Annotated in this window: 21 protein-coding genes; 12 read left to right on the top strand and 9 right to left on the bottom strand. The window is 62.4% G+C overall.

The features are described 5' to 3' along the window. Positions 1-3 precede the first annotated feature (3 nt). The 5 genes from A9971_RS02675 (at position 4) to tal (ending at position 6,283) form a co-directional block, all read left to right on the top strand. A complete protein-coding gene (locus tag A9971_RS02675; RefSeq protein WP_183000817.1) occupies positions 4-2,076 on the top strand; it encodes a glycosyltransferase in 2,073 nt (690 codons plus the stop codon). Next, positions 2,073-3,176 carry a hypothetical protein gene (locus A9971_RS02670; protein WP_041116977.1) on the top strand — a complete coding sequence of 368 codons (1,104 nt, stop codon included), beginning with the start codon at positions 2,073-2,075 and terminating at the stop codon, positions 3,174-3,176. Before A9971_RS02675 ends, A9971_RS02670 begins: the two co-directional genes overlap by 4 nt. Continuing rightward, positions 3,160-4,059: a glycosyltransferase family 2 protein gene (locus A9971_RS02665; RefSeq protein WP_011060343.1), complete on the top strand. Its 900-nt coding sequence runs from the start codon at positions 3,160-3,162 to the stop codon at positions 4,057-4,059. The genes A9971_RS02670 and A9971_RS02665 overlap by 17 nt, the downstream gene beginning before the upstream one ends. A 118-nt stretch (positions 4,060-4,177) precedes the next feature. Continuing rightward, positions 4,178-5,179, top strand: a complete 1,002-nt coding sequence (gene dusA, locus A9971_RS02660; protein ID WP_047285009.1) for a tRNA dihydrouridine(20/20a) synthase DusA — start codon at positions 4,178-4,180, stop codon at positions 5,177-5,179. Positions 5,180-5,356: 177 nt separating this feature from the next. Beyond that, positions 5,357-6,283, top strand: coding sequence for a transaldolase (tal, locus tag A9971_RS02655; protein ID WP_011060293.1), 927 nt, complete (start codon positions 5,357-5,359; stop codon positions 6,281-6,283). Between the two features lie 73 nt (positions 6,284-6,356). On the opposite strand, the gene rssC is transcribed toward tal, so the two are convergent. Beyond that, a complete protein-coding gene (gene rssC, locus A9971_RS02650; protein ID WP_003218919.1) occupies positions 6,357-6,839 on the bottom strand; it encodes an anti-sigma factor antagonist RssC in 483 nt (160 codons plus the stop codon). Further along, positions 6,836-8,020, bottom strand: a complete 1,185-nt coding sequence (gene rssB, locus A9971_RS02645; protein ID WP_026020041.1) for a two-component system response regulator RssB — start codon at positions 8,018-8,020, stop codon at positions 6,836-6,838. Before rssB ends, rssC begins: the two co-directional genes overlap by 4 nt. A gap of 276 nt (positions 8,021-8,296) precedes the next feature. Between rssB and A9971_RS02640 the strand changes: the two genes are divergently transcribed. Further along, on the top strand, positions 8,297-8,596 hold the full coding sequence (locus tag A9971_RS02640; protein ID WP_011060291.1) for a PilZ domain-containing protein: 300 nt from the start codon (positions 8,297-8,299) through the stop codon (positions 8,594-8,596). Positions 8,597-8,661: 65 nt separating this feature from the next. On the opposite strand, the gene A9971_RS02635 is transcribed toward A9971_RS02640, so the two are convergent. Then, positions 8,662-9,348: a VacJ family lipoprotein gene (locus tag A9971_RS02635; RefSeq protein WP_011060290.1), complete on the bottom strand. Its 687-nt coding sequence runs from the start codon at positions 9,346-9,348 to the stop codon at positions 8,662-8,664. Between the two features lie 204 nt (positions 9,349-9,552). On the opposite strand from A9971_RS02635, the gene A9971_RS02630 reads away from it, so the two are divergent. Continuing rightward, on the top strand, positions 9,553-10,173 hold the full coding sequence (locus A9971_RS02630; protein WP_161467191.1) for an HAD family phosphatase: 621 nt from the start codon (positions 9,553-9,555) through the stop codon (positions 10,171-10,173). Between the two features lie 122 nt (positions 10,174-10,295). After that, positions 10,296-10,559 (top strand): DUF4404 family protein, encoded by a 264-nt coding sequence (locus A9971_RS02625; RefSeq protein WP_011060288.1) that lies wholly within the window; start codon positions 10,296-10,298, stop codon positions 10,557-10,559. A 61-nt stretch (positions 10,560-10,620) separates the two neighbouring features. Here A9971_RS02625 and queF read toward each other — a convergent pair whose 3' ends face one another. After that, positions 10,621-11,451 carry an NADPH-dependent 7-cyano-7-deazaguanine reductase QueF gene (gene queF, locus A9971_RS02620; RefSeq protein WP_011060287.1) on the bottom strand — a complete coding sequence of 277 codons (831 nt, stop codon included), beginning with the start codon at positions 11,449-11,451 and terminating at the stop codon, positions 10,621-10,623. Between the two features lie 68 nt (positions 11,452-11,519). Then, positions 11,520-12,071, bottom strand: a complete 552-nt coding sequence (locus A9971_RS02615; RefSeq protein WP_019093682.1) for a plastocyanin/azurin family copper-binding protein — start codon at positions 12,069-12,071, stop codon at positions 11,520-11,522. A 157-nt stretch (positions 12,072-12,228) separates the two neighbouring features. On the opposite strand from A9971_RS02615, the gene A9971_RS02610 reads away from it, so the two are divergent. Beyond that, on the top strand, positions 12,229-12,909 hold the full coding sequence (locus tag A9971_RS02610) for a heavy metal response regulator transcription factor (RefSeq protein ID WP_041116967.1): 681 nt from the start codon (positions 12,229-12,231) through the stop codon (positions 12,907-12,909). Next, on the top strand, positions 12,909-14,270 hold the full coding sequence (locus A9971_RS02605; RefSeq protein WP_161467192.1) for a heavy metal sensor histidine kinase: 1,362 nt from the start codon (positions 12,909-12,911) through the stop codon (positions 14,268-14,270). Before A9971_RS02610 ends, A9971_RS02605 begins: the two co-directional genes overlap by 1 nt. A 69-nt stretch (positions 14,271-14,339) precedes the next feature. Here A9971_RS02605 and A9971_RS02600 read toward each other — a convergent pair whose 3' ends face one another. The 3 genes from A9971_RS02600 to A9971_RS02590 all read right to left on the bottom strand — a co-directional run bounded on the left by A9971_RS02600 (position 14,340) and on the right by A9971_RS02590 (position 17,597). Further along, entirely contained in the window at positions 14,340-15,584 is a 1,245-nt protein-coding gene (locus A9971_RS02600) for a lipoprotein-releasing ABC transporter permease subunit (RefSeq protein WP_011060283.1), read from the bottom strand. Positions 15,585-15,655: 71 nt separating this feature from the next. Then, positions 15,656-16,339, bottom strand: coding sequence for a lipoprotein-releasing ABC transporter ATP-binding protein LolD (gene lolD, locus A9971_RS02595; RefSeq protein WP_015634822.1), 684 nt, complete (start codon positions 16,337-16,339; stop codon positions 15,656-15,658). Positions 16,340-16,346: 7 nt separating this feature from the next. Next, positions 16,347-17,597: a lipoprotein-releasing ABC transporter permease subunit gene (locus tag A9971_RS02590; RefSeq protein WP_123430288.1), complete on the bottom strand. Its 1,251-nt coding sequence runs from the start codon at positions 17,595-17,597 to the stop codon at positions 16,347-16,349. 94 nt (positions 17,598-17,691) lie between these two features. On the opposite strand from A9971_RS02590, the gene A9971_RS02585 reads away from it, so the two are divergent. Together A9971_RS02585 and A9971_RS02580 are read left to right on the top strand one after the other, a co-directional pair. Then, positions 17,692-18,279 carry a PilZ domain-containing protein gene (locus tag A9971_RS02585; RefSeq protein ID WP_011060280.1) on the top strand — a complete coding sequence of 196 codons (588 nt, stop codon included), beginning with the start codon at positions 17,692-17,694 and terminating at the stop codon, positions 18,277-18,279. 50 nt (positions 18,280-18,329) lie between these two features. Continuing rightward, on the top strand, positions 18,330-19,052 hold the full coding sequence (locus tag A9971_RS02580) for a glycerophosphodiester phosphodiesterase family protein (protein ID WP_015634820.1): 723 nt from the start codon (positions 18,330-18,332) through the stop codon (positions 19,050-19,052). A gap of 42 nt (positions 19,053-19,094) precedes the next feature. Here the strand turns inward: A9971_RS02580 and sthA are convergent, their stop codons facing one another. Continuing rightward, on the bottom strand, positions 19,095-20,489 hold the full coding sequence (gene sthA, locus A9971_RS02575) for a Si-specific NAD(P)(+) transhydrogenase (RefSeq protein WP_011060278.1): 1,395 nt from the start codon (positions 20,487-20,489) through the stop codon (positions 19,095-19,097). Positions 20,490-20,624: the final 135 nt, after the last annotated feature.

Below are 20,624 nucleotides of genomic sequence, written 5' to 3'. Positions count from 1 at the left end.
GCAATGAGCACCGCCCTGTTCCAGCGCTGGCGCCGCATCTATCACCGCCTGCCGCTGCCTTACCTGCTGAAAGCCTTGATCCAGCGCCTGTATCACGGCGTGCTGGGACCTGGCTGGCGGGCCCTGCGTCGGCATCAGCGGGCCGCCAAGAGTTTCGTACCCGCTTGTAGCGTGCTACCGGCGGCCGACCAGCAATGGCCAGATTACGTGGTCTGGGGTGCCATCGACTGGGATTTCCGCCAGCAGCGTCCCCAGCACCTGGCCCGCGGCTTGAGCACCAGCGGACGCCGGGTTTTCTATGTCTCGGCCAGCCTGGAGGACGACGCTCGCGACGGTTTTACCTTGCGCCCGCTGGATGACCGAGGGCGGCTGTTCGAAGTGCGGCTGTTTGCACGCACAGCCCCGCTCCTCTACCACGCTGCCCCGCAAGAGGCCGTGGTCCAGCAGTTGCGTCGCAGCATCGGCGAGTTATTGAGCTGGGCCCATTCGAGCCAGGTGATCTCCCTGGTCCAGCACCCGTTCTGGGCCCCCGTGGCCGGGGCGCTGCCGGCCAGCCGCCTGGTCTATGACTGCATGGACGACCATCAGGGCTTCGGCAACAACGCCCCGGACCTGCTGCAACTGGAGCATGAGCTGCTGCGCGAGGCCGATATCACGCTGTTTGCCTCGGCGTGGCTGGAACGCCACTGGAGTCGGCACTGCCCACCTGCAAGCACCGGGCAACGCGCCGTATTGCGCAATGCCGCCGACTTCACCTATTTTTCCAAGCCCCCGGCCCAGTGTTATCAGGACCCGCAAGGCCGTCCCGTGATCGGCTACTACGGCGCGCTCGCCCAGTGGTTCGATGTGGATCTGCTGGCCGCCATCGCCGAAGCCTTCAGGCACTGCACGATCCTGCTGATAGGCGCAGATACCGGGCGGGTTGGTGCGCGCCTGCAGCGCCATGCCAACGTCAGGCTGACCGGTGAAATCCCCTACGCACAGCTGTCCGCCTACCTGCAGGCCTTCGATGTCTGCATCCTGCCGTTTCGCATCGAGGCACTGACCCTGGCCACCAACCCGGTCAAGGTCTACGAATACCTGAGTGCCGGCAAGCCGGTGGTGGCGGTGGATCTGCCCGAGCTGCAGGAGTTCGGCCAGCAGGTATCCATTGCCAGGGATACCCCCTCCTTTATCGAAGCCATCGCCCAGGCGTTGCAGGAACCTGCCTCCGACAGCACTTCCCGCCAGCGCCAGGAATTCGCCGCACAACAGACGTGGGAGCACCGGGTAGAACAGTTGAAGGCCCTGGTTGAAGGCGAGCAAACCGGGCCCCTGATCAGCGTGATAGTAGTGACCTACAACAACCTGGCATTGACCCGTGCCTGCCTGACCAGCCTGGCCGCCGATGCTCTGGGCCGCAATCTGGAAATCATTGTCGTCGACAATGCCTCCACCGACGGCAGCGTCGAATTCCTTCGGCAGTGGGCCTGCGACAGCGCTCACTCGCTCATCCTCAACCCCGGCAACCTGGGTTTCTCCGCGGCCAACAATCAGGGCCTGGCCCGGGCTCGGGGCGAGTTCCTGGTCTTGCTCAACAACGACACCGAGGTCACCACTGGCTGGGCGCAGACCCTGCGCCGCCACCTGCAACGCAGCCCGGGGCTCGGCCTGATCGGGCCGGTAACCAACAACATCGGCAACGAAGCGAAGATCGAGATCAGCTACCGCAGCCTCGAGGAGATGCCTGGCCGCGCCCGCCAATACACCTGGCGCCATGCCGGCCAGGTGGTGCCCTGCGCCACCCTCGGTTTCTTCGCGGTCATGATGCCCAAGTCGACCTATGAGCGCGTCGGGCCCCTAGATGAAGCCTTCGGCCTGGGCTTTTTCGAAGACGACGACTATTGCCGCCGGGTCGAGCAAGCAGGGCTGTCCTGCGCCTTTGCCGAAGACGTGTTCATTCATCATCATCTTTCTGCCTCGTTCAGCCAGATGCCCAGCAGCCAGCGCCAACAACTGTTTGAGCGCAACAAGGCCCTGTACGAGGCGAAATGGGGCCGACCCTGGACTCCCCACACCGCCAGGGAGCCATCATGAGACTGGTCTATCTGTCACCGGTCAGCTGGCACAGCTTCGCGCAACGCCCCCATGAACTGGTGCGCCAGTTCCACGCGGCCACCCAGGCCCCCGTGCTGTGGGTCGAACCCTATCCCACGCGCTTGCCGGTACTGGCCGACTTGCTGACCCGCCCGCCATACCAGGGCCCGACCGTCCCCGTGCCGGACTGGCTGACCCTGGCCAGGCCCCGGGCCCTGCCCATAGAGCCCCTGCCCGGCTCGGGCTGGGTCAATCGCCTGTTCTGGCAGGAGCTCAAGCAACAGATCCGCCATTTTGCCCAGGCACCGACCCAGCTCGGCATCGGCAAACCCTCGAGGCTGGCCCTGCAACTGCTGCAGGAACCGATCTTCGCCGGCAGTTTCTATGACGTCATGGACAACGTACCAGCGTTCTATCGCGGCTGGTCGCGCCGTGCCATGCACCGGCGCCAGCATCAGACCGCCCGGGCTGTGGTCACCGCCCTGGCCTCGTGCACGACTTTGCAGCGCTACTGGCAACGGCAACAGGTCGATACCCGGCTGCTGCTCAATGGTTGCGCCAGCGAACGCCTGCCCGCCCTGCCCCTGTCCCGGCGCGCAGCACATGGAACACGGCCGGTGTTCGGCTACATCGGCACCCTCGCCAAGTGGTTCGACTGGGAATTCGTGCTTGCCCTGGCCGCGGCCTTTCCCGGGGCCGAGGTACGCCTGATCGGCCCCCAGCACGGACCTTCGCCCAGGGCACTGCCGGACAATATCCGGTGCTTGCCGGCGCTGTCCCACGAGGCCGCTCTGCAAGCCATGGCCGAGTTCGATGTCGGCCTGATCCCGTTCAAGTGCAACGACATCACCCGCTACGTCGACCCGATCAAATACTACGAGTACCGGGCCCTGGGCTTGCCAGTGGTCAGCACCGCATTCGGCGAAATGGGCACCAGGCGCCATCTTCCGGGAGTGTTTCTCAGCGACAGCCTCGACGACATCTCCCGAGTGATCCACCAGGCGCTGACGTTTACCGAGCCCCTGGCCGAGACCCTGAAGTTCCGCGAAGCCAACTCCTGGGCAAAACGCTTCGAGGGGGCCCATGCCGCGTTCCTGTGATGTGGTGGTGGTCAACTACAACGCCGGCCTTCTGCTGGAGGACTGCGTGATCTCGGTGCTGGCCCAGGACATCAACCGGCTGGTGCTGGTAGACAATGCCTCCCATGACGGCAGCCTGGAGCAGGTTGCCACCCGGTTCGCTGCCGATGAACGCCTGCTCATCCTGCGCAACCCAAGCAACACCGGCTTCGCCGCGGCCTGCAACCTAGGCGCCAGTCACTGCGAGCAGCCACACATCCTGTTCCTCAACCCCGACACCGTATTGCAACCGGGCGCCTTGCAAGGAATGATCGACGCCCTGCGCCACACCCACGATCTGGGCATGGCAGGTGGCCTGCTGTGCAACTTCGACGGCAGCGAACAGCCCGGTGGACGTCGGGTCTTCCCCACCCCACGGCGAGCAGTAGTACGCGCCCTTAACCTGTCGGGCCTGGCCTGGCTCTCGCCGCGACTGTTCTCCGACTTTCTTCTGCACCGCGAGCCCCTGCCCAGCCGTCCGACGCAGGTAGAAGCCATTTCCGGCGCCTGCATGCTGGTCAAGCGCAAAGCCCTGGACAGCGTCGGCGGCTGGGACGAAGGCTACTTCCTGCACTGCGAGGACCTGGACCTGTGCATGCGCTTTCGCCAGGAAGGCTGGAAAGTCTGCTTCGTACCCCAGGCCAGGATCTTTCACGCCTGGGGCGCCTGCAGCCGCACCCGCCCGGTGTTCGTCGAATGGCACAAGCACCGAGGCATGATCCGCTTCTATGGCAAGTTTTTTCGTGAGGACTATCCCCGGGTCCTCTCCTGGAGCATCTGCGCGGGTGTCTGGCTACGATTCAGTTTCGTGGTGGGCTACCACTGGCTGGCGCAGCTGGGACGGATACTCGGACAACCTCGCTAGTCCGGCAATGGCTCAGAGCACAACGTCGGCGTGGCACTTCCTGATAAACTGCGCCAATTCGTCACCCCGACAACCGCCATGACCACAGGCGGTTACCCCGCAAAGCGACAAACATCCCATGCCCTTTACCGCTTCAAGCCCTTCCCGTTCAGAACCTTCCCGGCGCTTCAGCGTGGCGCCGATGATGGATTGGACGGATCGTCACTGCCGATTCTTCCTGCGCCTACTGTCCAAGCACACCTTGCTCTACACCGAAATGGTCACCACGGGTGCGCTGCTCAATGGTGATCACGAGCGCTTCCTGCGCTACCACCCGTCCGAGCACCCTCTGGCGTTGCAACTGGGGGGCAGCACGCCGGCGGATCTCGCGGCGTGCGCGCGCATGGCCCAGGAGCATGGCTACGATGAGGTCAACCTCAACGTCGGTTGCCCCAGCGACCGGGTGCAGAACAACATGATCGGTGCCTGCCTGATGGGCCATCCGGCGCTGGTGGCCGATTGCGTGAAAGCCATGCGCGATGCGGTGTCGATTCCCGTGACGGTCAAGCATCGGATCGGTATCAACGGTCGCGATAGTTATGCCGAGCTATGCGATTTCGTCGGCCAGGTCATGGAAGCCGGATGCAGCAGCTTTACCGTGCACGCACGAATCGCCATTCTCGAAGGCCTCTCGCCCAAGGAGAACCGGGACATTCCCCCGCTGCGCTACGACGTGGCGGCGCAATTGAAGGCGGATTTCCCACAGTTGGAAATCATCCTCAACGGTGGGATCAAGACCCTCGAGGCCTGTCATGAACATCTGCAGACTTTCGATGGGGTGATGCTGGGCCGTGAGGCCTATCACAACCCCTATCTGCTGGCCGAGGTAGACCAGCAGCTGTTTGGCAGCACTGAGCCGGTGATTTCCCGGGCCGAGGCGCTGGCCCGGTTGCGCCCCTATATTGCCGAGCACCTGGCTGCCGGTGGCGCCATGCACCACATCACGCGCCATGTCCTAGGGCTGGGCACGGGCTTCCCCGGTGCTCGCAAGTTCCGCCAGCTGTTGTCGGTGGATATCCACAAGACCCAGGATCCGCTGGCCCTGCTGGATCAGGCCGGGCAGTTGCTGGAAGGACGTTAAGCGTCGGCCGGGTTGAACCTGGCCGGGCTTTTGGCATCGTATCTACTGGACAGTGCCCCAGCATTCAAACGACTGTTTTCAGGTCACGGACTTTGGGGCCGTAGTTAGCATTCCGCGCCCTTGAGCGCCTGACAGCGCTCGGGTAATGTCGTCAGACCCATAGGACAGAGCACGCTCATGACTTCCAAGCTGGAACAACTGAAGAAAATCACCACCGTAGTGGCCGATACCGGTGACTTCGACGCCATCGCCCGGGTCAAGCCGGTGGATGCCACCACCAACCCTTCGCTGCTGCTCAAGGCTGCGGCCATCCCGGGTTATGCCGATCTGCTGAATGCCTGCGTCAACGACTGCAAAGGCGATGTCGGCCTGGCCAGCGACCGTTTCGGCGTGGCTGTCGGCCAGGAGATTCTCAAGGTCATTCCGGGCCGTATTTCCACTGAGGTGGACGCCCGCCTGTCGTTCGATACCGAAGCCATGCTCAAGCGCGCCCATCGGCTGATCGAGCTGTATGACAAGGCCGGCATCGGCCGTGATCGGGTGCTGATCAAGATCGCCTCTACCTGGGAAGGCATCCGCGCCGCCGAAAAGCTGGAGCGCGAAGGCATCCAGACCAACCTCACCCTGCTGTTTTCCTTCGCCCAGGCCGTGGCCTGTGCCGAAGCCGGGGTGTTTCTGATTTCTCCATTCGTAGGGCGGATCTACGACTGGTACAAGAAGGCTACCGGCAACGACTATCAGGGCGCTGACGATCCGGGCGTGCAGTCGGTTACCCGCATCTACAACTACTACAAGGCCAATGACTACAAGACCGTGGTCATGGGGGCAAGCTTCCGCAACCTCAACCAGATCGAGCAACTGGCCGGCTGCGATCGCCTGACCATCAGCCCGGATCTGATTGAGAAGCTTGCCGCCGACACCGGCAAGCTGGAACGCAAGCTGAGCCCGGGCAAGACCGGTGAAGCTCGCCAGAGCCTGAACGAAGCACAGTTCCGCTGGGCCTCCAACGAAGACGCCATGGCTACCGAAAAGCTGGCTGAAGGCATCCGCCAGTTCGCCCGCGACCAGGAAAAGCTCGAAGCCCTGCTGGCTGCAAAGCTCTGATCGCTTCGCGTCAACGCAAAAAGGGCGAACCCTCACAGGTTCGCCCTTTTTTGTGCGCTAGCGTTTCAGTCGATCAGTGACGCTCCAGGGCATTCACCAGATCGTGAAAGGCTTCACGGTTGGAGTCATTAAGGCCCATGAGGATCTTGTGCGCCTCCAGGACCTTGACCCGTACCACTTCTTCCGACTGGTCCTGGGACGGCAGGTCGGTCAGGCATTCCGGGCAGGGAATCGGGCGATCGACGATGTTGAACACTTGATCGAAGCCCATGGACTGCAACAGCCTGGTAATGTCTTCGTGGGTGGTGACGACGGTGGGCAACAGACCGACTTTCTGCCGCGACAGGATCGAGAGCTTGGCCAGCAGGCCCAGGGTGGTGCTGTCGATGCTGCGGGTTTCTGTCAGATCGATCACGATCGCCGAAAAATTCAGCGCGGTGAAAATCCGCTCAATAGTCGCATCCAGCGCCGAACACAGGGTCAGGCGCACTTCACCGACGAACTTCAGGACGAAGGTGCCATCCTGCTCGGCGAACTGGATTCTACCGGTACTCATTGAAGGTTCCTGCTCAACACTAACAGGGCGATATCATCCGGCATCTCCCCTAGCGTGGCCAATCCAAAAACTTGCCGCAAGCCATCCAGGCTGCCGCCCGCCGCCCTCACCCGTTCGGGCAAGGCTGCTTCTTTCTCTTTGAGTGTAGGCTCGGGCAAAAGGTCCAGGATGCCATCGGACATCAGCGTCAGGCTGAACACCGGCGGCAGCTCCAGAATGTGGTCTTCGTAGGTGGCCTCGTTGAACAGGCCCACCGGCAAACCACGCCCTTCCAGATAACGCACACTGTCGGGGGTGTACAACACCGGCAACGGCAAGTGCCCGCCAATGCTATAGGTCAACAAGCCAGTCTCCTCGTCGATGACTCCACCGACCATCGTGACGTGTTTGCCCAGCTTACAACTGATCAGGCCACGGTTGATATGGCCTAGCACTTCCGAAGGCTTGAACTCCGGCAAGGTGCCATTGCGCTTGGACTCGAACAGCAAACGGGTGGTCATGAACTTCAACAGCACGGTGACAAAGGCCGACGACGCACCATGACCGGAAACATCCGCCAGGTAGAAGGCCACCCGGCGCTCGTCGACACGGAAATAGTCGACAAAATCACCCGACAGGTACAACGACGGGATGATCTGGTGGGCAAAGTTGAATTCGTCAATCGACCAGGGGCTGGTCGGCAGCATATTCATCTGCACCTGTCGACCGGCGTTCTGGTCTTCCTGGAGCAGATTGAGGCTGGCTTCGAGCTCGCGGTTGGCGGCTTCAAGCTTCTCTCTGTAACGCTGGTTTTCCAGCAACAGGCGAGCACGATCCAGGGCGCGGCGCACCGAGTGCTCGAGCACAGCCAGATCTTCCAGCGGCTTGATCAGGTAGTCCGCCGCGCCTAGGCGCAGGGCTTCAACCGCATCGTTCATGACGCCCGCACCCGAAACCACGATCACCGGGGTTTGCGGGGACAGTTCGGTCACTTGACGGATAAGCTCGAGACCGCCCATCTGCGGCATGCGCAGATCGCAGATCACCAGATCGGGGTTGTCGCGCTCGAATACCTGAAGACCCTGCTGGCCGTTAGCGGCCTGCAGTACGCTGAAGCCACTGTCTTCCAAATAGGCCGCGAGGCTCGCGCGCACTACTTCGTCGTCATCGATTATCAGCAGCGTGGCACTGGTTTTTTGCATGTGGGCAAACGGCGCCAGAATTAGGTTGGCGTAGGTGCTCTGGCCTGGGGCCTGAGGCACGCTACTGGATTCGCTTTCTAGCCACTCTGCAAGCCAGGCCAGGACCTTGAGCCCTGCACGCCCGACCATCAGAGGTGCCCTTCTAAGGCGCAGACGGTACTCCCATCCGCGGGGCGTTTCAAGCTCATGCCGATGGTCGCCTGACGTCTTTACACCGCAAATCACCGGGAGTTATAAAAACCGCTAAAACCGCAACTCAATCGCAGGATGGAACCCATGAACCAAAACCAGCGTGACTACAGCGAAAAGCGCGATTACATCCGCATGCGGGTGGATGCAGAGGTCACGCTGATCCATCAGGGGCAGGTGATCGAAGCGGTCTGCATCGATCTTTCCAGCAGCGGCATGCAGGTGCAGGCACCACGTTCGTTCCAGGTCGGCGATCAGTTGAGTGTACGTATCGACTCAGAGCACGCAGCCCTCAGGGGGCTGGAAGCAGAGACGGAAGTGGTATGGGTCAACCCACAAGAAGGTGGTGGCCAGAAACTTGGACTTACAATCCTTAAAATGAAGTAAAGATTCCAACCCATGAAAAAGGCGGCCATCAGGCCGCCTTTTCAGTTTGTGCAGGACAGTCGAGCCTAGAAGTCGTCTTCGACCTTGCCGTCCTTGATCTTGAATTCGCGATTCTGCAGGTAGGCATTGCGAATGAAGGTGTATTTGTCACCGCGAATCAGCTTGTCCGCCGAGAGCAGGCTGGCACGGGTATCGACGACATCCACACCCATGGTGATGTTGCGCGCGGGGATGTCATTCATGTAGCGGTAGGGTTCGGTGTAGCTGTCGACATACTTGGCCGGCGCATCACGCAGGGTGCTTGGCCCCAGCAACGGCAGCATCACGTAGGGACCGCTGCCCACGCCCCAATGACCGAGGGTCTGGCCGAAGTCTTCGTCATTGCGCTGCAGGCCCATCTTGGTACCGACATCAAAAAAGCCCGCCAGGCCCAGGGTGGTGTTCATCAACAGTCGCGCAGTGTCGACACCGGCAGCACCAGGTTTGGCCTGGAGGATGTCATTGGCGAGGTTGCCGACATCACCGATGTTGCGAAACATGTTGTGGATGCCATCTTCCAGAAACTGCGGAGTGACGGCCTGATAGCCTTGCGCCAGAGGCTTCAGGGCATAAGTATCCAGCGTATCGTTGAAGGTGAAGATGGGACGGTTGATGCTTTCCCATGGATCATCTTCGGCCGCCTGGGCAACCAGGGGAGCCAGCGTCACACCGGCACTCATACATAGTGGAACTAGATAACGGCTCCAGCGCATAGCAGGAAACTCCTTCGATTGTTCTCTCGTGGGGCTATGCCCTGAGGATAAGTTCAGGAGTATAAAGCGGATATGCCGGTTTAGGCAGCATCACCGCAAACCGTCTTCAGCCGGGGTTCAGCCAACCTTGCTGCCATTCACCGTACTGTCACCTGCATGTCATGTTCTGCCGCTAGCCTCCAAGGGTATTTCAAGGACGCTGACATGCCCCACGCCGACGCCTCAGTGCAACCCGCACGCCCGTTGACTGCCGTACTCTTCGGCCTCAGTGGCTGCCTGGTGGATTTCGGCGCGCGGATGCGCCAGCAAGCCACGGACAAACCTGATCCGGAGCAAGCCCAAGCCACACCTGGCGCACTGGAAACGCTGCGGCGCCTGCATCAGCAAGGCATCCCCTGCGCCTGGCTGGAGCAACTGCTCCCCGCCAGTAGCCGCCAATTGGCTGCCATCCTGCCGGACTGGATCAAGCCGGCACCTCACTCCCCCGCCCCCTGGCCTGCACCCGATGCCTGCTGGCAGGCGCTGATGGCGCTCAACGTCAAAGGCATCGACGGCTGTGTCTTGGTCAGCGGCGAACCCCAACTGCTGCAGTCGGGCCTCAATGCCGGCCTCTGGACCATCGGCCTGGCCTCTTGCGGCTCCCTGTGCGGCATGACCCCCAGCGAATGGCAGGCCCTGAGCCAGCGGGAACGGGAATTCAAGCGTGGCAAGGCCACGGTGCAGCTCTTCGGCCTGGGGGTGCATTCGGTCATCGACCATCTGGGGGAGTTGAACACCTGCCTGGCGGACATCGAACTGCGCCGGCTCAAGGGTGAAAAACCCTGACATAAGCCTGTTGATCAGGATCATGCACAGCGCCTGGGAGTGGATTACTCTAAGCCGTGGGCATGGACCTTTGACTCGACAGCGCGGTCCATCCCTGTGCCTATCAATAAAGGGAGAACGCCATGCCTGCCCGCGAACTGCAAGAACAACTCGACACCCTGCGCGAGCAATTGGAACAGAACCCACCGCTTTCCGAAGCCGAGCGCAACAATCTGCAAGAGCTGATGCAGCAGATCGAACTGCAACTCAAACTGGAGACCGGCACCCAGGACGCCAGCCTCGCCGACGGCGTCAACCTGGCCGTGGAACGCTTCGAACTGGAGCACCCGGCGATTGCCGGAACCCTGCGCAATATCGTCCAGACCCTGGGCAACATCGGCATCTGAGCAACCCCCGGTAGCCAACCCCACAAAGCAAAAGCCCCGCTCTCGGAGCGGGGCTTTGCTTTTACTGGCGTACCAACCGGTGATTGGCGAAATCCGCGGTTTCGGTACTGCGGTAAGGGTTGATATCCAGCCCACCGCGGCGCACATAACGCGCATACACGGTGAGTCTCTCCGGCTTGAGCAAGCGTTGCAGGTCGAGAAAGATCCGCTCCACGCACTGTTCGTGAAAGTCCGAGTGCTGGCGGAAGCTCACCAGATAGGCCAGCAGGCTGGCGTGATCCAGAGCCGCGCCCCGGTATTGCACCACCACGCTGCCCCAGTCCGGCTGGCTGGTTACCGGGCAGTTGGACTTGAGCAGATGACTGTGCACGCTCTCCTCCACCACGCGCGAAGCATCGCAGCGCAGCAGTTCGGGGCGCGGGTGCTCATAGCTGTCGACACTGATATCCAGATCATCGATACACACCCCAGGCAGCGCCACCACGCCTTCGGCCTCGACCTCCTGCAGGCTGCGGATCCGCACGCCTACCGGCTTGCCGGCAGCAGCCGACAGATCAGTGCGCAAGGTGGCCTCAAGGGTCGCCCGATCATCGAACGGCGTCTGGTTCAGCGAATTGAGGTACAGCTTGAACGACTTGGATTCGATGATGTTCGGCGAATCGGCGGGAATGCTGAACTCACCGATAGCCACTACCGGCTTGCCCGACGGCAGCAGCCAGGACAACTCGAAGCAGTTCCAGTAGTCCACGCCCTTATAAGGAAGGGTATCGGCACTCAAGCCCAGCTCGGCCCATTTTGCCGCCCGGGGAATCGGGAACAGCAAGGACGGGGTGTAAGTGGAGACGTATTCACTGGACTTGCCCAGCGGCGAATGTTCGGCTGCGGGATGCATGGCGGAAACCTGACTGAAGAATCAGCGGATTCTATCAGCCTTTGCTCCCGCCTTTGAGCCCCGGATGCCTATGGGGTGACCGTCAGCTTGCCCACCATCCCGGCCTGGTAGTGCCCTGGAATGTTGCAGGCGAACTCCAGGTTGCCGCTCTTGCTGAAGGTCCAGGTCAGTTCCGCCTGCTTGCCCGGCTCCACCAGCACGCTGTTGGGATCGTCATGCTGCATGCCATGGTCCATGCCTGCCATTGAGCCGTGGCCCATGGCTCCATGATCCATCGCCTTCATGCCGGTCGGGGTGAGCATGCCGCTCTGCTGCATCTTGAGCATTTCCTGCTGGTGCTCGGCATGCATGGCCGCGTTGCCCAGATTGAACTCGTGCAGCAACTGCCCCTTGTTGATCAGCACGAATCGCACCGTCTCGCCGGCCTTGATCTCCAGGGCCTTGGGATTGAACGACATGTCCCCCATCACCACCTCGACACTGCGAGTGGCCTTGGCCGCAGGCGCCGGCTGGCCAAAATCGTAGGAGCCGGCCGGCGAGGCCCAGAGCGGTGCGCTCAACAGCATCAGGCAGCCCCCCAGGATCGACCGGCTTCGCCACAACAGGTTTTGCATACTCATCATCAGACTCCAACAAGATCGGGATTCAGCCTGTGGCACACTCTAGAGCCCTGCCGCTGCCAGCCAGCTGACATGCAGATTACAACTTTGTCAGCTTGCACTGCCCTGGCCTGCTGCACGGTATAAAGCCCGGGTTCCAACCGCCACGAGTCCCACCATGAAACTGCTGATCGTCGAAGACCAACCCAAAACCGGCCACTACCTGCGCCAGGGCCTGAGCGAGGCCGGCTTCAACGCCGAACTGGTGGCCGACGGCAGCACCGGCCAGCACCTGGCCCTGACCGGCGACTACGCTCTGCTGATTCTCGACGTGATGCTGCCGGGTCGCGACGGCTGGCAGATCCTCCAGGCGGTGCGCAGCGCCGGGCTGGAGATGCCGGTACTGTTCCTCACCGCCCGGGATGCCGTGCAAGACCGGGTGCACGGCCTGGAACTGGGGGCCGACGACTACCTGGTCAAGCCTTTTGCCTTCTCCGAACTGCTGGCCCGGGTCCGCAGCCTGCTGCGCCGGGGCAGCGCCGTGGCCCAGGAAACCAGCCTGCAACTGGCAGACCTGCGCCTGGACCTGATCCGCCGCCGGGTAGAACGCGGCAGCCAGCGCATCGACCTGACCGCCAAGGAATTCGCCCTGCTGGAAATGCTCCTGCGGCGCCAGGGCGAAGTCCTGCCCAAGTCGCTGATTGCCTCCCAGGTCTGGGACATGAATTTCGACAGCGATACCAACGTCATCGAAGTAGCCATCCGCCGCCTGCGCCTGAAGATCGACGACGATTTCCCGAACAAACTGATCCATACCGTGCGCGGCATGGGCTACGTGCTCGAAGAGCGCCAGGCCTGATGCGCCGCCTGTCCCTGAGCGGGCGCCTGGCGCTGCTGTTCGCCGCCTGCACCGCAGTGGTCTCATTGTTGGCGGGGGTGTTGTTCAGCCGCGCCAGCGAAGCTCATTTCATCGAACTGGATCAGCAACTGCTGGACGGCAAGCTGTTGGCCCTGCGCAGCGCCTTGCAGGATGTCAACGAGGCCGGGGACTTCCCCCCGAGCCAGGCCAGACTGCAGGATGAGCTGAGCCACCAGCCGGACCTGCAGCTACGAGTCGGCGACGTCAATGGCCAGCTCTGGTTCGACAGCGCCCCCGACCTGCCCGCCTCTCTGCCTGGCGGTGCCGGCCTGCGCAGCCTGGAGCAGGCCGGCACCGCCTACCGGCTCTACACAGCAGCGCTGAATCCCGGCCAGGCGGCCTCGCCGCAATTGACCCTGATCCTCGACATCACCCATCACCAGCACTTTCTGCAGCGAATGCAACACCTGATCTGGCTCACCGTGGGCCTCTCGGCCCTGGCCACTGCCCTGCTCGGCGCCTGGGCCGCCCGCAGTGGCCTGCGCCCGTTGCGGCGCATGGGCGCGGTGGCCGCCGGGGTCTCCGCCAGTTCCCTGACCCAGCGCCTGCCCCAGGAACAGATGCCCGCCGAGCTGGCGGAACTGGCCAGCAGCTTCAACGCCATGCTGGGCCGTCTTGAAGAGTCGTTTCAGCGCCTCTCGGCATTTTCCGCCGACATCGCCCACGAACTGCGCACCCCTTTGTCGAACCTGCTGACCCACACCCAGGTCACCCTGACCCGCCCCCGGCCGCTGGAGGACTATCGCGAAGCCCTGCACAGCAACCTGGAGGAGCTGCAATGGATGGCGCAACTGGTCAACGACATGCTGTACCTGGCCAAGGCCGACCACGGCTTGCTTACACCCAGGCGCGAAGCGCTGGAGCTGGCCCAGGAAACCGACATGCTGCTGGAGTTCTATGGCCCCCTGGCCGAAGACGCACAGATCGAACTGACCCGTGAAGGCCAGGCCGGCATTGCCGGGGACCGCAGCATGCTGCGTCGGGCGTTGTCCAACCTGCTGGACAATGCCCTGCGCTTCACTCCGGCCGGGGGCGCGGTCAAGGTGCGCATCAACGAAAGTGCCGGGCACCTGAGCCTGAGCATCGAGAATACCGGCGAAGGGATCGCCAAGGATGTACTGCCGCGCCTGTTCGACCGTTTCTACCGGGCCGACCCGGCACGGCGCGAAGGCAGCAGTGAACATGCGGGGTTGGGGCTGGCGATCACTCAGTCGATCATTCGTGCCCACGGCGGGCAGATCCGATGCGAATCGGCGGCGGGCTGGACCCGTTTCGTGATCGAGTTGCCAAGGCAGGATTGAGGGACTGTTCGCCGGCCAGCCGGCTCCTGCACCAATCGGACAGGAGCCGGCGGCCGGCGAAGGCGGGTCTCAGGAGTAGCGCAAAGCGTGGGCCGGCTCGACCTTGGACGCGCGCCAGGCCGGATACACGGTCGCCAGGAAGCTCAGAACGAAGCCGGCACCACAGATCAGCACCACGTCGCCGCCCTGCAGTTCAGAAGGCAGGTTACTGACGAAATACACATCGGAGCTGAAGATCTGCTGGCCGCTGATTCTTTCCAGCCAGCCCACCAGCTCACTCACGTTCAGTGCCGCGATTACCCCCAGCACCCCGCCGATCAGGGTGCCGACGATACCGATCACCGTCCCCTGGACCATGAAGATCGCCATGATCTGCCGTGGTGTGGCGCCGATGGTGCGCAGGATCGCGATGTCCGCCCCCTTGTCATTCACCACCATGATCAAGGTGGCGATGATGTTGAATGCCGCCACCGCCACGATCATCAGCAGCAACAGGCCGATCATGGTCTTTTCCATCTTCATCGCGCTGAACAGGCTGCCCTGGGTGTGGGTCCAGTCATCGGCGCGGAAGTCCGCCCCCAGGCCCTTGGCGATATCCGCCGAGACCTTTGGCGCGGCATACAGGTCCTTGACCGCCAGGCGCACGCTCTGCACCTGGTTCGGCTGCCAATGCTGCATTTCTGCAGCATCGGCCACATGGATCAGGCCCATGGAGCCATCCAGCTCGGCCCCCACCTTGAACACCCCAACCACGTTGAGGCGTTGCATGCGCGGGGTGATCCCCCCCGGTGCAGTGCTCACTTCAGGCACGATCAGGGTCAGCTTGTCGCCGACGTTCAGGCGAAAGCGCCGGGCCGTGATCTCGCCGATCACCACGCCGAACTCGCCAGGTTTCAGGTCTTGCAGGCTGCCCTGGACAATATGCTGGGCAACGATGGACACCTTGCCTTCCTGGGCCGGATCGATGCCGCTGATCTGGATCGGCTGCATCGCCCCCTTGTAGGAGAGCATGCCCTCCATCTCGGTAAAGGGCACCGCGGCGGTGACTTCCGGATTCTTCAGGGCCGCCGCGGCCACCGGCTGCCAGTCATCGATGGGCTTGACCCCAACGATAGTGGCGTGGGGCACCATGCCGAGGATGCGCGAGCTCATTTCCCGCTGGAAGCCGTTCATCACCGACAGCACCACGATCATCGCCAACACGCCCAGGGCGAGGCCGATCATCGAGGTCATGGAAATGAACGAGACAAAACGATTGCGCCGCTTGGCGCGGGTGTAGCGCGTGCCGATAAAGATCGATAAAGGTCTGAACATGGGCAAGGCACCCTGGAAAGATTAATGACCCGGCATCGACAGCCCAGCCGCCGACGCCGTGTGCGGGCGCATCAGATGGCGACCAGGTGACCTTCTTGCAGGTGCAGTACGCGGTCCATCTGCCTGGCCAGGTTCATGTCGTGGGTCACCACCAGGAAGGCGGTGCGCATCGAGGTACTGAGCTCCAGCATCAGGTCCTGAATTCCCTGGGCCGTGTGCGAGTCGAGGTTGCCGGTGGGCTCATCGAGCATCACCAGCCCCGGCTTGTTCACCAGCGCCCGGGCAATGGCCACCCGCTGGCGCTCGCCACCGGACAGCTCGGCTGGTTTGTGCTCCAGGCGATGGCCGAGCCCGACCCGCTCCAGCAGCGCGGTGGCACGCTGACGGGCTTCCGGGATCGGCGTGCGGCCAATCAGCAGCGGCATGCAAACGTTCTCCAGCGCGGTGAACTCCGGCAGCAGGTGGTGGAACTGGTAGACGAAACCCAGGGCGCGGTTGCGCAACTGGCCGCGGGCCTTCTCGCCCAGCGCCGAAAGCTCCTCGCCCGCCAGCCAGACGCTGCCCTTGGATGGCGTATCCAGGCCGCCCAGCAGGTTGAGCAAGGTACTCTTGCCCGAGCCGGAAGTGCCGACGATGGCCACTCGCTCACCCGGGTGCAGCTCCAGTTGCAGGCCAGACAGGACCACCACCGATTCCGGGCCTTCCTCATAGGACTTGCCCAGGTCGCGGCAGCTCAGGATTGCTTTTTCACTCATGCCCAACTCACTCATAACGTAGCGCCTCCGCAGGCTGGGTGCGCGCCGCACGCCAGGCTGGATACAGGGTGGCGAGGAAACTCAGGACCAATGCCGCGCCGCAGACCATCAACACATCCTCGGCCATCAGTTGCGACGGCAGGTAGTCGATGAAATACACGTCGGCATTCAGGAATTTGTGGCCGATCAGGCCTTCAAGGGCGGAAATCGCGGCACTCACGTTCAGCGCCGCCAGCATCCCCAGCACAGCACCGATCAAGGTGCCGACCACGCCGATCACCGTGCCCTGGACCATGAAGATCGCCATGATGGTTCCCGGCGTCGCCCCCAGGGTGCGGAGAATGGCGATATCGCCCTTCTTGTCGTTCACCACCATCACCAGGGTCGAGATGATGTTGAACGCGGCCACCGCGACGATCAGCAGCAGCAACAGGCCGATCATGGCTTTTTCCATGCGGATGGCCTGGTACAGGTTGCCGTGGGTACGGGTCCAGTCGCGAGCGTAATAGTGGTTCTCACCCAGCTGCTGGGCGATTTCCCAGGCGGTGCGCGGGGCCTGGAACAGGTCGTCGAACTTCAGCCGCAGGCCTTGTACCTGATCCGCCTTCCAGCGGTGCAGGCGACCCAGGTCCTGGAGGTTGGTCAGGCCCAGGTAGCCGTCGATCTCGCCGGCGCCGACATGGAAGATGCCCACCACGGTAAAACGCTTCATCCGCGGGAACATCCCGGCCGGGGTCACCGTGACTTCCGGGGCGACGAAGGTCAGCTTGTCTCCCAGGCCGACACCCAGCTTGGTTGCCGCCTTGTCACCAATGACAATGCCGAAGCTACCGGGCGCCAGCGCGTCCAACTGCCCCTGCTGCATGAAGTGGTCGATGATCGACACCTGCCGCTCCTGCTCAGGGTCGATGGCATTGAGCAGCACCTTCTGCACCTGGCCGTTGTTGGTCAACAGGCCCTGCATCTGGGTGAACGGCGCCACCGCCAGCACTTTGGGGTTCTGCTTGACCTTGCCGGCCAGGCTTTGCCAGTCGCTGATGGGTTCGCCGGATTCGATGGTGGCGTGGGGCACCATGCCCAGCACGCGGGTGCGCATCTCATGATCGAAGCCGTTCATCACCGACAGCACCACGATCATCACGATCACGCCAAGGGCGAGTCCGATCATCGAAGTCAGGGAAATGAATGACACAAAATGATTGCGACGCTTTGCACGGGTGTAACGCGTGCCGATAAAAGCAAACAGAGGTCTGAACATGTCGGGGCTTGTGCAGAGGAAAAGAAGACGTCCTTGTGGCGGGGCCTGGTAAGCAGCTTTACACTCAGACCACTGCCTCTACCATGGGTTCGCCATGTCGACATTAGATGAAGAAGATCGCCGCGAATACTACCGTATCGAGGACACGATCGCACTGGAAATTAGCCCCTTGTCCGCCCTCGACGCGGCGAGCAAGGAAGTGTTGCAGGATGAGTCCCCACTGTTCAATCTGCTCAGTGAACTGCACCTGAGCGAATTCGAATCCCAGCATCTGCTGCGCCAGGTCAGCGAGCGCGATCGCACCCTGGCCAGCTACCTCAAGGCCATGAACAAACGCATCGACCTGCTCAGCCAGGTGGTGGCGCAAACGGTGTTCGGCAAGTTCGGCGAGCCGCAGCGAGTCATTCTGTCCGAGGGCGGCATCGAATTCAGCCATCACCAGTGCTACCCAACCGGCAGCCATCTGGCGGTGAAGCTGTTGCTGATGCCGCAGGCCCTGGGCCTGCTGCTGCGGGCCAAGGTCACCCACTGCGAGCCCCAGAGCTTTGGCACCTTCGAGATCGGCACCGAGTTCGAAGCATTGACCGATGCCCAACGCCAGCTGCTGGCGCGCTATATCCTGCAGAAACAGGCCCAGCAACGCCGCCAGGCCCGGGAGCAGAGCGACCCCGCCGCCGGCTGAGCAGTACGCCCGACCCTCTCTTAAGGAACAACATCCGTGAAGGAGCAATTGTGACCCTGATCTATGGCCATCGCGGCGCTAAAGGCGAAGCACCGGAAAATACCCTGACCAGCTTTCAGGAGTGCCTCAAGCACGGCGTGCGCCGTTGCGAGCTCGACTTGCACCTGTCCATGGACGGCGAGTTGATGGTGATCCACGACCCGACCCTCAAGCGCACCACAGACCGGCGCGGCAAAGTGGTGGAGCATTCCGCCGCCGAGCTGGTGACCTACGACGCGCGCAAGGGCGGCCCGGGCTGGGTCAACCCCTGCCCCATTCCGCGCCTGGAAGAGCTGTTCGAGAAATGCGACTTCGAGCACTGGCAGCTGGAGGTCAAGAGCGCCTCGCGCACTCGCGCCGCCACCACAGTGCTGGCGATTCGCGAAATGGCCCAGCGTTTCGGCCTGCTGGACAAGGTCACCGTGACCTCAAGTTCTCGGGAAGTATTGAAGGCCGCCGTGGAGCTGACCCCGGACCTGTCCCGCGGACTGGTCGCCGAATACGCCTGGCTCGACCCATTGAAGGTCGCCCAGAGCTATGGCTGCGAGATTCTGGCGTTGAACTGGACGCTGTGCACCCCAGAGCGTCTGCAACGGGCGCAGCGCCAGGGCTTGCATGTGTCGGTATGGACGGTCAACGAGCCTGCGCTGATGCGCAGGCTCGCCGACTTCGGCGTAGATAGCCTGATTACAGACTTTCCCGGTTTGGCCAGCGCCACCCTCGAGAATCGCTGAAATCGGTCTCCCCGGCCGGCTCAGGCCACCGGCCGGAGCCGCTCAAAAAAGCCGGTTGAGGCCATCGTATGCCGCTACCCGATAGGCTTCGGCCATGGTCGGGTAGTTGAAGGTGGTGTTGACGAAGTACTTCAGAGTGTTGAGCTCGCCCGGCTGGCTCATGATCGCCTGGCCAATGTGCACGATTTCCGAAGCCTGGTAGCCGAAGCAATGGACGCCGAGGACTTCCAGGGTTTCCCGGTGGAACAGGATCTTCAGCATGCCCTGAGGCTCGCCGGCGATCTGCGCACGGGCCATGCCCTTGAAGAACGCCTTGCCCACCTCGTAAGGCACCTTGGCCTGGGTCAGTTCTTGCTCGTTCTTGCCGATGGAGCTGATCTCGGGAATGGTGTAGATCCCGGTCGGCACGTCGTTGACGAAGCGCCAACTGCCGTTGTCGACAATACTGCCGGCCGCGGAACGACCCTGGTCGTGGGCGGCACTGGCCAGGCTCGGCCAGCCGATCACGTCACCGGCCCCGTAGATGTTCGGCACGCAGGTGCGGTAGTTCTCGTCGACTTCGATCTGGCCGCGGCTGTTGACCTTGACCCCGATGTTCTCCATGCCCAGCTTGTCGGTATTGCCGGTACGGCCGTTGCACCAGAGCAAGGCGTCGGCCTTGATCTTCTTGCCGGACTTGAGGTGCAGGATCACGCCGTTGTCCACACCTTCAACGCGGTCGTATTCCTCGTTGTGGCGCACGGTGATGTTGTTGTTGCTGAAGTGGTAGCTCAGGGCCTGGGAGATTTCAGAATCCAGGAAGCTCAGCAACTGGCCGCGGTTGTCCACCAGCTCCACCAGAACCCCCAGGCCACTGAAGATCGAGGCGTATTCGCAACCGATGACCCCGGCGCCGTAGACGATGAGTTTGCGCGGGGTGTGGCCGAGGCTGAGGATGGTGTCGCTATCGTAGATACGCGGGTGGCTGAAATCGATATCCGCGGGGCGATAGGGGCGCGAGCCGGTGGCAATGATGATGTGCTTGGCTACCAGCTTTTCCACCACGCCGTTGGCGCAGACCACTTCCACGGTCTGCTCGTCGGCGAAGCTGCCAGTGCCGAAGAACACATCGACCCGGTTGCGGGCGTAGTAGCCGGTACGCGAGGCCACTTGCTTGGAGATGACCTTCTCGGCGCTCTTGAGCACGTCCGGGAAGGAGAACCAGCGCGGCTCGCCAATGGCCCGGAACATCGGGTTGGTGTTGAACTGCATGATCTGCCGGACCGAGTGACGCAGGGCCTTGGACGGGATGGTACCCAGGTGGGTGCAGTTGCCGCCGACCTGGCGACGGCTATCGACCATCGCCACTTTGCGTCCTGCTTTCGCGGCGTTCATCGCCGCACCTTCTCCAGCGGGGCCTGAGCCCAGCACCACTACGTCGTAGTTGTAGACAGCCATGCGTACTCCTCAGAACAGGCCGAGACACCCTTCTGGCGTCTCCGGCTAAATCATGCCGCGGCCAGCGGCATGAAGGATCAATTTGGCTCGGTTACGAACCCGGGCACAGTCTATAGAAGCGTCAACGCCGCGCAC

Source organism: Pseudomonas sp. UME65, from assembly GCF_014170225.1.
In the GTDB taxonomy this organism is placed as follows: Bacteria; Pseudomonadota; Gammaproteobacteria; order Pseudomonadales; family Pseudomonadaceae; genus Aquipseudomonas; species Aquipseudomonas protegens.
The sequence above is the reverse complement of the archived record's forward strand: the minus strand, read 5'-3'. Positions and strand labels throughout refer to the sequence as shown.

What these genes read in the sequence shown, in the direction of transcription:
- A9971_RS02625 (WP_011060288.1), top strand. Translation starts at nt 10,296, where the DNA reads ATGCCTGCCCGCGAACTGCAAGAACAACTCGACACCCTGCGCGAGCAA.
- A9971_RS02675 (WP_183000817.1), top strand. Translation starts at nt 4, where the DNA reads ATGAGCACCGCCCTGTTCCAGCGCTGGCGCCGCATCTATCACCGCCTG.
- A9971_RS02585 (WP_011060280.1), top strand. Translation starts at nt 17,692, where the DNA reads ATGTCGACATTAGATGAAGAAGATCGCCGCGAATACTACCGTATCGAG.
- A9971_RS02630 (WP_161467191.1), top strand. Translation starts at nt 9,553, where the DNA reads ATGCCCCACGCCGACGCCTCAGTGCAACCCGCACGCCCGTTGACTGCC.
- A9971_RS02605 (WP_161467192.1), top strand. Translation starts at nt 12,909, where the DNA reads ATGCGCCGCCTGTCCCTGAGCGGGCGCCTGGCGCTGCTGTTCGCCGCC.
- A9971_RS02665 (WP_011060343.1), top strand. Translation starts at nt 3,160, where the DNA reads ATGCCGCGTTCCTGTGATGTGGTGGTGGTCAACTACAACGCCGGCCTT.
- A9971_RS02600 (WP_011060283.1), bottom strand. Translation starts at nt 15,584, where the DNA reads ATGTTCAGACCTTTATCGATCTTTATCGGCACGCGCTACACCCGCGCC.
- A9971_RS02615 (WP_019093682.1), bottom strand. Translation starts at nt 12,071, where the DNA reads ATGAGTATGCAAAACCTGTTGTGGCGAAGCCGGTCGATCCTGGGGGGC.
- A9971_RS02610 (WP_041116967.1), top strand. Translation starts at nt 12,229, where the DNA reads ATGAAACTGCTGATCGTCGAAGACCAACCCAAAACCGGCCACTACCTG.
- dusA (WP_047285009.1), top strand. Translation starts at nt 4,178, where the DNA reads ATGCCCTTTACCGCTTCAAGCCCTTCCCGTTCAGAACCTTCCCGGCGC.
- rssC (WP_003218919.1), bottom strand. Translation starts at nt 6,839, where the DNA reads ATGAGTACCGGTAGAATCCAGTTCGCCGAGCAGGATGGCACCTTCGTC.
- A9971_RS02670 (WP_041116977.1), top strand. Translation starts at nt 2,073, where the DNA reads ATGAGACTGGTCTATCTGTCACCGGTCAGCTGGCACAGCTTCGCGCAA.
- tal (WP_011060293.1), top strand. Translation starts at nt 5,357, where the DNA reads ATGACTTCCAAGCTGGAACAACTGAAGAAAATCACCACCGTAGTGGCC.
- A9971_RS02635 (WP_011060290.1), bottom strand. Translation starts at nt 9,348, where the DNA reads ATGCGCTGGAGCCGTTATCTAGTTCCACTATGTATGAGTGCCGGTGTG.
- A9971_RS02640 (WP_011060291.1), top strand. Translation starts at nt 8,297, where the DNA reads ATGAACCAAAACCAGCGTGACTACAGCGAAAAGCGCGATTACATCCGC.
- A9971_RS02590 (WP_123430288.1), bottom strand. Translation starts at nt 17,597, where the DNA reads ATGTTCAGACCTCTGTTTGCTTTTATCGGCACGCGTTACACCCGTGCA.
- rssB (WP_026020041.1), bottom strand. Translation starts at nt 8,020, where the DNA reads ATGCAAAAAACCAGTGCCACGCTGCTGATAATCGATGACGACGAAGTA.
- queF (WP_011060287.1), bottom strand. Translation starts at nt 11,451, where the DNA reads ATGCATCCCGCAGCCGAACATTCGCCGCTGGGCAAGTCCAGTGAATAC.
- lolD (WP_015634822.1), bottom strand. Translation starts at nt 16,339, where the DNA reads ATGAGTGAAAAAGCAATCCTGAGCTGCCGCGACCTGGGCAAGTCCTAT.
- sthA (WP_011060278.1), bottom strand. Translation starts at nt 20,489, where the DNA reads ATGGCTGTCTACAACTACGACGTAGTGGTGCTGGGCTCAGGCCCCGCT.